The organism is Novosphingobium rhizosphaerae, from assembly GCF_050920675.1.
Taxonomy (GTDB): Bacteria; Pseudomonadota; Alphaproteobacteria; order Sphingomonadales; family Sphingomonadaceae; genus Novosphingobium; species Novosphingobium rhizosphaerae.
Genome location: NZ_CP137862.1, coordinates 211,844 through 223,307 on the forward strand (window position 1 = coordinate 211,844; position 11,464 = coordinate 223,307).

The 11,464-nt window shown below is 67.7% G+C and carries 9 protein-coding genes; 6 read left to right on the forward strand and 3 right to left on the reverse strand.

Going from position 1 to position 11,464, the window contains the following annotated elements:
• The first annotated feature begins 31 nt into the window (after positions 1 to 31).
• From R9J51_RS20990 to R9J51_RS21010, 5 genes are all read left to right on the forward strand, one after another.
• On the forward strand, positions 32 to 2,050 hold the full coding sequence (locus tag R9J51_RS20990; protein WP_179562609.1) for a hypothetical protein: 2,019 nt from the start codon (positions 32 to 34) through the stop codon (positions 2,048 to 2,050).
• A complete protein-coding gene (locus R9J51_RS20995) occupies positions 2,047 to 3,519 on the forward strand; it encodes a tryptophan halogenase family protein (protein WP_179562607.1) in 1,473 nt (490 codons plus the stop codon). The genes R9J51_RS20990 and R9J51_RS20995 overlap by 4 nt, the downstream gene beginning before the upstream one ends.
• Entirely contained in the window at positions 3,516 to 5,066 is a 1,551-nt protein-coding gene (treF, locus tag R9J51_RS21000) for an alpha,alpha-trehalase TreF (protein ID WP_179562605.1), read from the forward strand. The genes R9J51_RS20995 and treF overlap by 4 nt, the downstream gene beginning before the upstream one ends.
• A gap of 83 nt (positions 5,067 to 5,149) precedes the next feature.
• Positions 5,150 to 5,512: an antitoxin Xre/MbcA/ParS toxin-binding domain-containing protein gene (locus R9J51_RS21005; protein ID WP_168557419.1), complete on the forward strand. Its 363-nt coding sequence runs from the start codon at positions 5,150 to 5,152 to the stop codon at positions 5,510 to 5,512.
• Positions 5,509 to 6,042 (forward strand): RES domain-containing protein, encoded by a 534-nt coding sequence (locus R9J51_RS21010; protein WP_179562603.1) that lies wholly within the window; start codon positions 5,509 to 5,511, stop codon positions 6,040 to 6,042. The genes R9J51_RS21005 and R9J51_RS21010 overlap by 4 nt, the downstream gene beginning before the upstream one ends.
• An 813-nt stretch (positions 6,043 to 6,855) precedes the next feature.
• Here R9J51_RS21010 and R9J51_RS21015 read toward each other — a convergent pair.
• Genes R9J51_RS21015 through R9J51_RS21025 form a run of 3 tightly spaced genes read right to left on the reverse strand, consistent with a single transcriptional unit; the run spans position 6,856 to position 10,295 of the window.
• Positions 6,856 to 7,893, reverse strand: coding sequence for an alpha/beta fold hydrolase (locus R9J51_RS21015; protein WP_218847452.1), 1,038 nt, complete (start codon positions 7,891 to 7,893; stop codon positions 6,856 to 6,858).
• Between the two features lie 27 nt (positions 7,894 to 7,920).
• On the reverse strand, positions 7,921 to 9,396 hold the full coding sequence (locus tag R9J51_RS21020) for a carnitine 3-dehydrogenase (RefSeq protein WP_179563065.1): 1,476 nt from the start codon (positions 9,394 to 9,396) through the stop codon (positions 7,921 to 7,923).
• A 5-nt stretch (positions 9,397 to 9,401) separates the two neighbouring features.
• Positions 9,402 to 10,295, reverse strand: a complete 894-nt coding sequence (locus tag R9J51_RS21025; RefSeq protein ID WP_218847450.1) for a 3-keto-5-aminohexanoate cleavage protein — start codon at positions 10,293 to 10,295, stop codon at positions 9,402 to 9,404.
• A 131-nt stretch (positions 10,296 to 10,426) separates the two neighbouring features.
• Between R9J51_RS21025 and R9J51_RS21030 the strand changes: the two genes are divergently transcribed.
• Entirely contained in the window at positions 10,427 to 11,398 is a 972-nt protein-coding gene (locus R9J51_RS21030; RefSeq protein ID WP_179562599.1) for a GlxA family transcriptional regulator, read from the forward strand.
• Positions 11,399 to 11,464 lie beyond the last annotated feature (66 nt).

An 11,464-nucleotide genomic window follows, 5' to 3' on the forward strand; every position in this document is an offset into this window, starting at 1 on the left:
AGGCCAACGTCTTTTCCTTACAGGAGTCCCCATGATCCCCTCTCGCGTGCTGGCCCCGTTGGCCTTGCTGTTTCTGGCCGGGGCCGCACCGGCACCGGTGTTGCAGGAGGGGCTCAATCTCAACACCTTCGTGCAAGAGGGCGATGTGGCAGCGCATGTGCTGCTGCGCTCGGGGACTGATCCGCGCGTGATCGTGGCGTTTCCCGCGGGCAACAGCGGGGTGGGCCTGTGGTTCGGCAGGATTGCCAAGCCGGCGCAATGGGCGATCACCACGGCGCCGGTGCCGATCCATGAAGCCGATGCCCAGGGCCGCCCGTTGCGCGGCGTGCGCCTTTCCGCCCGGATCGCTGCGCCGCGGCTGGATCTCAAGCAGGCCGTGCTGTCCAGCGTGCGCGTGCTGCGCGACTACCAGGCGCTCGGCACGGCGCCCGGGCAAGTGCTGGTGGCGCCGACGATCGCCGGGCAAAGCGTGGTATGGCAGCGCGACCGGCTGGACGGCAAGGCAGGCTATCGCCTGGCCCTGACCGTCACCCACGGGCGCCTGGTCGATGGTGCGATCGTGGCCGGCGCCGATGGGCGCATCGGGGTGGCGATCACCGCCTTGAGCGGCGATCCCGCGCTGACGCCCTACACGTCGCAAACCCTGCTCACGCCCCAGGCGGCGGCCGATCCGGCGGCGCGGCGCGCGTTGCAATTCCTGAGCTATCATGAGAAGTTCCTTGCCGGTTCCTGGCGGTTCAACACCTATTTCGGACGGGACACGCTCATGTCGGTGCGCCTGCTGATGCCGGTGTTGACGCCGCCGGCGGTGGAAACGGGCTTGCGCTCGGTGCTCACCCGCCTGTCGGCAGATGGCAATGTCGCGCACGAGGAAGACATCGGCGAATTTGCCGTGCTCGACCATCTGAAAGCGGGTGAAGGCGCGGTGGACGCGCCGACCTACAACTATGCGATGATCGACAGCGCCTTTCTGCTGGCCCCGGTGGCGCGGGCCTGGCTGGTGGACGATCCGCGTGGGGCAGCCCGCGCGGGCACCTTCCTGGCCGAGCGCGACGGGGACAAGGCGCTGGGCGCCGCGCTGATGGCCAACCTGCGCCATGTGGCGCAGGCGGCAGATGCCTTTGCCCGCGATCCGCGTTGGCAGCACCTCATCGCGCTCAAGCCCGGCATGGATGCGGGCGAATGGCGCGACAGCAACGATGGCCTGGGCGGCGGACGCTATCCTTACGATGTCAACGCCGTGCTGGTGCCCGCCGCGCTCGATGCCGCCGCCGCGATGGCGCGGGCCGGGTTGCTCGATGCCTATGCCACGCCGCAGGACCGGGCGATGCTCGCGCGCCTGCCGCAGATGGCCAAGGTCTGGCACGAAGCGGCGCCGCGCCTGTTCCTGCAAAGCGTGCCTGCGGTCAAGGCGCGGGCGCAAGTGGACGCCTATGCCAAGGCCGAAGGCGTGCCGGCCACGCCCGCGCTGGCCGCGCTGAGCAACCAGCCGCTGCGTTATCACGCCATCGCGCTTGATGGCGCGGGGCAGCCGGTGCCGATACTCCATTCCGACGAAGGCTTTGCCCTGCTGATGGGCAGCCCCGATGCCGATCAGGTCATGCTGGCCGCCGATACCATGGCGCGGCCCTTTCCCGCCGGGTTGATGACCGGGGCGGGCATGGTGGTGGCCGATCCTGCGCTGGCCCCGCCGGCCTTGCAGGCACGCTTTGGCCGCAATGCCTATCACGGCACGGTGGTGTGGTCGTGGCATCAGGCCCTGGCGGCGGCGGGCCTGGCGCGGCAGGCGGCGCGGGCCGATCTGCCCGCACCGGTCTGTGCGCGGGTGCGCACAGCGCAGGCGGCGCTGTGGCGCGGGATCGACGCCAGCCGCGCGGTGCAAAGCTCCGAGCTGTGGTCGTGGAGCTATGCCGGCGGGCGCTACAAGGTGGAAGCGTTCGGCGCGCGTGGCGGCGATGCCGATGAATCCAACGCGGCGCAATTGTGGAGCACGGTCTATCTCGCGCTCAAGCGCCCGGCGCCGGGCGTCAACGGCTGCGGCCAGCGATGAGCGCGGCGCCCATCCGCAGCGTGGCCATCCTGGGCGGAGGCACCGCCGGATGGATGACGGCGGCCGCCTTGTCCAAGGCGCTTTCCGCACAAGGCGTGGCGATTGCGCTGATCGAATCCGACGCGATCGGCACGATCGGCGTGGGCGAGGCGACGATCCCCACGATCCACTGGTTCAACCAGCTGATCGGCCTGGACGAAGCCGCGTTCATGGCCGAGACCGGCGCGACCTGGAAACTGGGCATCGAATTTCGCGGCTGGCAGGGGGAGGGCAGCGCCTATTTCCACCCGTTCGGCACCTATGGCCTGCCCGGTGACGCGCAGATGCTGCCGCACCGGCTGATCCGCGCGTGGAACGGCGGGCATGCCCTGGATATCGAGCAGTTCTCGCTTACCACGCAAATGGCACGCGCCGGGGTCTTTGCACGGAGCAACGGCGATCCGCGCTCGCTGCTCTCGACGCTGGGCCATGCCTATCACTTCGACGCCGGGCTCTATGCCGCGTTCCTGCGCCGCATGGCCGAGGAACGCGGGGTGCGGCGCCACGAAGGGCGGGTGACCCGGATCGAGCAGGACGGGCAGACCGGGTTCATCCAGGCGTTGACGACCGAGCGGGGCGAGCGCGTGGCGGCGGACTTGTTCATCGATTGCTCGGGCCTGGGCGGCCTTTTGATCGAAGGGCAGATGCACGCCGGGTTCGAGGATTGGTCGCACTGGCTGCCCTGCGACAGCGCCTGGGCCGCGCCGACAGCGGCCGATGCCGCGCCGCCGCTTTATACCACGGCCACGGCGGCGCAGGCCGGCTGGCGCTGGCGCATCCCGCTGCAGCATCGCGTGGGCAATGGCTATGTCTTTTCCAGCAAGTTCCAGGATGCAGAGGCGGCGCGAAGCGACCTCCTGGCGGCGATCGGCACGCCCACGGCCGATCCGCGCCTGATCCGCTTCACCCCCGGCCGGCGCCGCCAGGCGTGGATCGGCAACGTGGTGGCGATCGGCCTGTCCAGTGGTTTCCTCGAACCGCTGGAATCGACCAGCATCCATTTGATCCAGACCGGGATCGGAAAGCTGCTTTCGCTGTTTCCCAGACAGGACTGTGCCGCATTGCTGGCAGAGCAATACAACCGCGTGTTCGCGCAGGAGATGGAAGACGTGCGCGATTTCCTGGTGCTGCACTATCATTTCACCAAGGGCCGCAACGAGCCGATGTGGCAGGCCTGCCAGGCGGCCGACCTGCCCGCAACGCTGGCCTACAAGGTGGACCATTTCGTGGGCAGCGGGCGGCTGATGCTGCGCCAGGAAGACCTGTTCCGCGATGCGAGCTGGTTTGCGGTGATGACCGGCCAAGGCCTGCGCGCGCAAGGCCACAACCCGATGCTGGACAGCATGAGCGCGGCGGACAACCTGCGGCACCTCGATGCCGTGCGCGCGGCGATCGCCAAGAGCGCGGCGCAATTGCAGGGCGCACGATGAAAACGCGCGCGCTGGTGCTCGGCCTGGTGGCACTGGCCACCATGGCGCAGACAGCCCCGCCGCCCGCCCCGCCGCCAGCGCCGCCGCAAGTGCTGTTCGGCCCGCTGTTTGAAGCGGTGCAGGCGGCCAAGGTGTTCCCCGACAGCAAGACCTTTGCCGACGCCACCCCGCGCGAGGCGCCAGAGGCGATCCTTGCCGCCTGGCGGGCGGAGCAGCCGCAGGGCGCCGATGCCCTGCGCGCCTTCGTCGACAAGCATTTTGTCGTGCCGGCCGAGCCGGGCGCCAAGCCGTCGTTGCGCGCCCACATCGCCGCACTCTGGCCGCAACTGACGCGCCCTGCATTCACCCCGCCGCCCGGTTCGTCCGCGCTCGCCATGCCGCGGCCCTATGTCGTGCCGGGCGGCCGCTTTCGCGAAATCTATTACTGGGACAGCTATTTCACCATGCTGGGCCTGAAAGCCGATGGGCAGGACCAGCTGATCGCGGGGATGCTCGACGATTTCGATAGCCTGGTGTCCCGCTATGGCTTCGTGCCCAATGGCACGCGCACCTATTACCTCGGCCGCTCGCAGCCGCCGTTCCTGGCGCTGCTGGCCGATCTCGATCCGCGCCAGGATGCCGCCACGGCGGCGCGGCATCTGGCCGCGCTGCGGGCCGAACATGCCTTCTGGATGAAGGGCGCGCCGGCCGCGCGCAAAAGCGGCGCTGCGGCGCGCGTGGTGCGCATGCCCGATGGCAGCCTGCTCAACCGCTATTGGGACGATGCGCCCGGCCCGCGCGATGAATCCTGGCGCGAGGACGTGGCCACGGCGCGCGCCTCGGGCCGGCCGGTGGCCGATGTCTATACAGACCTGCGCGCCGGGGCGGAAAGCGGGTGGGACTATTCCTCTCGCTGGCTGGCCGATCCCGCCCGCCTCAAAACGATCCGCACAACGCAGATCGTGCCGGTCGATCTCAACAGCCTGCTCTGGGCGCAAGAGACCGCCATTGCCCGACGCTGTGCGCAGGCCGGAGACAAGGCCTGTGCCACGGATTTCGCGGCCCAGGCCGCCGCGCGCGGCCGCGCGATCCAGCGCTGGTTGTGGGTGCAACGCGAGGGCCGCTTTGCCGATTGGGATCGTGAAAGCGCCAGGCCCACGCCGCGCGTTTCGGCGGCGACGCTCTATCCCCTGTTCGTGGGGCTGGCGCGGCCCGACCAGGCGCAAGCGGTGGCCAGGCTGGTGCGGGCGCAGCTGCTGGCGCCGGGGGGCCTGCGCACCACGCCCTTGCGCACCGGGCAGCAGTGGGACGATCCCAACGGCTGGGCGCCGCTGCAATGGATCGCCCACGAAGGCCTGGCCCGCTATGGCGAGACCGATCTGGCCGCGACGATCGCGCGTTCGTGGCTGGCAACGGTGCAGGCCGCCTATGACGATACGGGCAAGATGCTGGAAAAATATGACGTGGAGACCCACGCGCCCGGCGGCGGCGGGGAATATCCGCTACAGGATGGGTTTGGCTGGACCAACGGCGTGACGCGGGCATTTCTGGAGCGGTATGGGGGGTAGTGCAGGACGTTCGCAACCCCGCCTTGTAAAAACCCGAAAGCCGCGTATATTGCCCCATTATAGCGGCATTTGGTGAGGCAGGCGTGGCAACGGCGTTTCTGGTTGATGTGGTGGGGCAAGGCGGGGCGGTTTCGCCCGATGTCGTCTCGGGCCGGTTGCGCATCACCAAGACCGAACTGGCGCAGGCGCTGGGCCTCTCGCGCGACAGTGTGTCCAAGGCCAGCCGCGTGGCTTCGCCCGCCACGCAGAAGCGGCTGCGTGACATGGTGGAAATCGTCAACCGCGTGATCCCGTGGGCGGGATCGGAACTGGCGGCTTTTGCCTGGTATCGCTCGCAGCCCTTGCCCTCGTTCGGGGACCAGACCGCCGAGGACCTGGTCCATGCCGGGCGGGGCGAGGCGGTGAAGCGCTATCTCAGCCGTATTGCCGAGGGCGGATTTGCTTGACCCTGCCCAGGAGCAAGCTGGTGGGCGCGGTCTATCGCGCGCACCATCCGCGCTGGGCGTTTGATCCGGTTTCGGGCGAAGGCGCGGCGCACCATGGCGGGCGGTTCAATCCCGTGGGCACGCCCGCGCTCTATACTGCACTGCGGCCCGAGACGGCCTGGGCAGAAGCGCAGCAGGGCTTTGCCTTCAAGGCGCAGCCGCTGACGCTGTGTTCCTATGACGTGGACTGCGCCGATCTGATCGATCTGACCGATGCGGCCAGCCTGGATGCCTTGGGCGTGGCGCCGGTGGACCTGGCCTGTGCCTGGGAAGACCTGGCCGATCGCGGGCAAGTGCCGCCAACCTGGCACCTGGCCACGCGCCTCATCGCGCAAGGGGCAGCAGGGGCCATCGTGCCCAGCTTTGCCCATCGCGCCGGGCCGCAGGACCGCAACCTGGTGTTCTGGCGCTGGGCCGCCGATCCGCCGCACCAGGTGCGCGTGGTGGACGACCACGGCCGCCTGCCGCGCGACGACAGTTCCTGGCGCTAAGCGGCGTGGACAAATCAGCGGTTTGAGAAAGACCGGAAGTGGTGGGAAGCTGACCTTTAATGAGCCTTAGTCAGGCAAATGGCAGTTCTGGCATTTCCGATCAAAAGGCCAGAATGGCATAAACAACGAAAAGTACTGCCTGCTGCATTGGCTGCAACTCCAAAAGCAGGTGACTAACAAAAATCCTGCCTGCCCCACCATAACCAGCATTGCGCTTGCTATGATGAGAGTTGCACCGATCACGGCGTAGGCTGGTGCAAAAGTTAAGAGTATTCCTGTTAGACCTAACCCAACAAGCGGCAATACAGCGCCTGCAAAGGTTAAGAGGAACCGTGCACGTTCATGTGTCATCTTAGCAAAGCACCTTGTATGGCGCGTTCTTTCGCAGCCACTGGGTGATCATGATGCAAACGGCAGATATCCGCAATGCGTCGTGTCCGGAACGGCACGTTTTGTGTGCCGGTGTCGGAAGCCGCCCATCACAACGCTCACCACATGACCGCAACTGGTGGGAAGCGGTCGTCAGCCGCAGAGCGATATCCCGGCCATGAGCAAAGCGGTGGCGCTCGCGATAACCGTTAGAATGCGGAGTATGCCTGCCGACCGCTTCAGATATTGCCTTGTTGCATTGCGGTTGATTGAAATGGTCACCCACAACGAAGGCCGCAGTGTCAGCGCTGCCGACAACAGAGCGCAGCAACCGAAGAACACGGCTCCAACGATATCCGGGTGTCGATCCATCTCGTACTGTTACGTTAAAACGCGAAGGTCGGCTATTGGGGCGAACCCGAACATTAGAATTTGCCACGCCTCCTAAGGCTTCGCGGTCCAAGCGCAAAGGCCCAGGCTTGCGCCCTTGGCCAGCGCCGCCTTGGCCGCGCCATCGGGCAGGGCCGTGCTGTGGCCGCCCTGGCAGACCACGGTCTTGCCGGAAATGCCCGCCAGTTCGATCAGGACCTGGTCCCAGTGGCGATATTGCACGTCGTGTGCTTCGCCGGGATAGACGCGGAAGGCCACAACGTTGGGGAAATGGCTGTGCCAATATTCCGCCTGGTCCAGCGTGACCAGCGGATCGGCTCCGCCCTGGAAGATGTGCACCGGCGCCTTGACCGCCGATACATCGGGCGCCGGCCCGCAATAGCGCTGCATTTCCGCCGCTTCGGGCAAGGGATCGCCCATCTGCCCGCGAATGAAGAAGGTGCGCGCCCCTTCCTCGAACGCGCGATCGGCAAAGCCGGGGATGCGATGGGTGGGGCTAGTGGCGGGAAAGCCCCACCAGGCCTGCGGGTTCTGCACCTGGTTCGTCAGCGATTGCGCGAGGGCGGCCAGCGGCACGCCGCATTGCTTGCCATGTGGGTTGGTGGCGGCCGTGGCCAGCATGTGCAGGCTGATCACCCGATCGGGCAGCGCGCCGGCCACCGCGGCCATGTAGGGCCCACCGCCCGAAATCGCGACGCCGGCAAAGCGGCGCACACCCAGGTGATCGAGCACGGCGCGCACTTCGCCGGCATAGTCGGCATAAGTCCACCCCGGCTGATAGGCGGTGTCGCCAAAGCCGTTGCGCTCCACGGTGATGAACCGCAGTTTCAGCGCCACGCGCAGGCTCTTGAGGAAATCGGTCATCCCGCTGGCGCGCGCGCTGGTGCCGGTGCCGCCGATGAACAGCACGCTGCGCCCGCCCAGATCGCCGGTGTCGCTGAAATGGACCACGCGGCCCGAAGGCAGAGTTAGCGCCTGCACCGCCGGGCCGAAATCATCGAAGCGATCGGGCAGCGCGGGGACGGCCGGCGATGCTGGCGCCTTCGCGGTTGCCGGCTGGGCGACCGTGGCCGCCAGAAGAAAGGCTATCATCAGGCGGCGCATGGCGTTTGTCTCCTCTTAACCCAGGGTGATGCGGCGCCCGGCGCCGTCGGGCACCGGCAGTTCGGCCTGCGCGCTGGCCAGCGCGGCCATGCGCCCGGCCGGCACCCCCGTGGCCGGGCCGGCGCGGCCCGTTGCCTTGGCCACATGCAGAAGCATCTGTTCGGCCGTGGCCACCAGTTGCCCGTCCCGGCTGCGAAACAGGCTGTGGAACACATGCGCGCGCTTGGCATCGGCGCCGAGCACCTGGGTGCTGGCGATCAACCGGTCTCCGGCATGGGTTTCGCCCAAGTGGCGGATGTGGGTTTCCACGGTGAACCAGCTGCCTTCGCTGGCCAGATAGGCCGCGTCCATGCCGATATGGCGCAGCAGCGCGTCGGTCGTGTCGCCGAACACCTGGAGATAGCGGTGCTCGGTCATGTGGCCGTTGTAGTCGATCCAGTCGGGCGGCACGTCGGTGCTGTGCAGCGCCAGCGGGCGATGCTCGTCCGGCGCACTGCCCAGCGGGGCCGGCGCATGTTCCATCAGGCGACGGGCATAGGCGGCCAGCGTCTGCCCGGCGCCGTAATCCTGTCCGCGCAGGCCCGAAAGCACCGCGATCAGGCAATCGTCGCGTTGGCGTTCCAGGTCGCGGATGGACACGCCAGCGGCCTGGTCGTCGGACTGGGCGGCAACCGTGTCGATCAGGTCCTGCGTCAGCTCGGGCGCTTCCAGCTTGGTCCACGGCAGTTTCAGCGCGGGGCCGAACTGGGCGAGGAAGTGGCGCATGCCCGCTTCGCCCCCGGCCATGCGATAGATCAGGAACGTACCCATGAACGACCAGCGCAGCCCCGCGCCAAAGCGCACCGCGTCGTCGATCTCTTCGGTCGTGGCCACGCCGTCGTTGACCAGCCACAGCGCCTCGCGCCACAAGGCTTCCAGCAGTCGGTCGGCGATGAAACCGTCGATTTCCTTGCGCACATGCAACGGGTGCATGCCGATCGCGGTATAGAAGGCGGCGGCGCGTTCCCGGGTTTGGGCTGAGGTCTGGGCGCCGCCGCAGATTTCAACCAACGGCAGGAGGTATACCGGGTTGAAGGGATGACCCACGACCAGCCGTTCAGGATGGGCCATGCCCGATTGCAGGCGAGTGGGCAAAAGGCCCGAGGTGGACGAACCGATGATCACATCGGGCCGGGTGGCCGCATCGATGCGCGCCAGAATCTCGATCTTCAGGTCTTCGCGTTCGGGCAGGCTTTCCTGCACGAAATCGGCATCGGCCACCGCGTCTTCCACGCTTGCCGCCAGGCGCAGGTGGCCTTGCGGCGGCAGGGCGCCGGGCACCAGCTTGTCCCAGGCGCGGCGCGCGGCGGCCAGCACGGTCGTCACCTTGCGCTCGATCTCGGGATCGGGATCGAAGATCGCCACGTCGATGCCGTTGAGCAGCATGCGCGCCGCCCAGCCTGCACCGATTACCCCGCCGCCGACCAGCCCGGCGCGGGCAATATCCTGCACTGCCATTAGCGCACCTTCTTCAGCTTGAGCTTCTCGCGCACCTGCGCCGGACCCATCACCCGCACGTTCATCGCCTCGATGATGGTGCGGGCGCGGGAGACGAGATCGGCGTTCGATGCCTTGACCCCGCGCGAGAGATAGAGGTTGTCTTCCAGGCCCACGCGCACGTTGCCGCCGGCCAGCACCGCCATGGCCACGAACGGCAATTGCCGCGCCCCGATCGAAAAGGCGGAGAACGTGGCGCCGGCAGGCAACTGGTTGACCATGGCCATGGTCGTGCCCGGATCGTCGGGTGCGCCATAGGGAATGCCCAGGCACAGCTGGATCATCACCGGATCATCGAGCAGGCCTTCCTTGATCAGGTCCTTCACGAAGACCAGGTGCCCGAAATCGAACACTTCGAGTTCGGGCCGCACGCCCAGTTCCTGGACCTTGGCGGCCATCGCGCGCAAGTGGCTGGGCGTGTTGGTCATGACATAGTCGCCCAGCGAGAAATTCATCGTCCCGCAATCGAGCGTGCAGATTTCCGGCAGCAGTTCGACCACGTGGGCAAGCCGCTCCATCGGGCCGACCATGTCGGTGCCTTGCGGGTTGAGCGGCAGGGGATGCTCGCCCGAACCGAACACCACGTCGCCGCCCATGCCGGCGGTGAGGTTGATGATCACGTCGGTGTCCGAAGCGCGAATGCGTTCGACCACTTCGCGGTAGAGCGCCACGTCGCGGCTGGCCCGGCCAGTCTGCGGATCGCGCACGTGGATGTGGGCGATTGCCGCGCCGGCCCGGGCCGCCTCGATCGAGGCATTGGCGATCTGTTCGGGCGTGATCGGCAAGCCGGGATGGCGGCTGGCGGTGTCGCCGGAACCGGTGACGGCGCAGGTGATGAACACTTCGCTTTGCATCGAAACCCCCAATGGAGATGCGGCAGTGATGATGCACGCAGTGTGATGCAGCCCGGCGAAATATTTCATGCGAAAAACGACACTGATCGTGCAATTTCCGACGCCACGTGTTTTCCTGGTTGGCGATGACCATGGCGCCTGAACGAATCGATTTTCTGCTGGTGGAGGGCTTCTCTGCGCTGGCTTTCTTTTCCACGGTGGAGCCGCTGCGCGTGGCCAATCGCCTGGCCGCGCAGCCGCTGTTTGCCTGGCGCTTGCATTCCGCCGACGGGCAGCCGGTGGCGGCCTCGAGCGGGATGCGCGTGGTGGTCGATGCGCCGCTTGAGGCGCTCGTTCCGCCCGGCACGCTGATCGTGTGCGCCGGGTTCCACCCCGAACGCGGCCTTGGGCGGGCCGGGCTTGCGGCGCTGCGCCGCTATGGCCGGGGCGGCGGTCGGTTTGGCGCGATCGACACGGGCATCGTGCTCTTGGCCCAGGCGGGCGTGGCCGGGCCCGGCCCGGTGGCGATCCACTGGGAAGCGGAAAGCCATTTCCGCGAGACCTGGCCGCAGATCGCCGTGGCCGACGCGCTCTACACGCTGAGCGAGCGGCTGTTCACCTGCGCCGGGGGCACCGCCGCGCTCGACATGATGCTCGAGCGCATCGCGCGGGCCCACGGCGTGGCCTTTGCCAATGCCGTGGCCGAACAGTTCATCCACGAGCGCATCCGCCCGGCCGGCGAGGGCCAGCGCATGGCGGCCGGCCAGCGCCTGGCCATCCGCGATCCCCACGTGCTGCGCGCCGTGGCGACGATGGAGGCGCATCTCGACGGTCCGCTGCCTTCGGCGCAGCTCGCCCGCCGCGCCGGGGTAGGCGTGCGCCAGTTGGAGCGGCTGTTCGTGGCACACCTGGGTTTGACGCCGCAGCGCCACTACCGCCGGCTGCGGCTGGAGCGGGCGCGCGGCTTACTGGAAACCACCGACATGCGCGTGCTCGATGTGGCGCTGGCCACGGGGTTCGATTCCGCTTCGGCGCTGACGCGCGAACTGCGCCGCGCGTTTGGCCTGACAGCCACGGCGGCGCGGCGCGGCACCCGTTTTGCCACGGCGGCGGCGGTCGATTGACGGGGTCACATTTCCCCCTTGCAGGCCCCCGTCCAGCCCCCCAGCATCGCGTGTACACACGGGCGT

What these genes read in the sequence shown, in the direction of transcription:
- R9J51_RS21025 (WP_218847450.1), bottom strand. Translation starts at nt 10,295, where the DNA reads ATGCAAAGCGAAGTGTTCATCACCTGCGCCGTCACCGGTTCCGGCGAC.
- R9J51_RS20990 (WP_179562609.1), top strand. Translation starts at nt 32, where the DNA reads ATGATCCCCTCTCGCGTGCTGGCCCCGTTGGCCTTGCTGTTTCTGGCC.
- R9J51_RS20995 (WP_179562607.1), top strand. Translation starts at nt 2,047, where the DNA reads ATGAGCGCGGCGCCCATCCGCAGCGTGGCCATCCTGGGCGGAGGCACC.
- R9J51_RS21015 (WP_218847452.1), bottom strand. Translation starts at nt 7,893, where the DNA reads ATGATAGCCTTTCTTCTGGCGGCCACGGTCGCCCAGCCGGCAACCGCG.
- R9J51_RS21030 (WP_179562599.1), top strand. Translation starts at nt 10,427, where the DNA reads ATGGCGCCTGAACGAATCGATTTTCTGCTGGTGGAGGGCTTCTCTGCG.
- treF (WP_179562605.1), top strand. Translation starts at nt 3,516, where the DNA reads ATGAAAACGCGCGCGCTGGTGCTCGGCCTGGTGGCACTGGCCACCATG.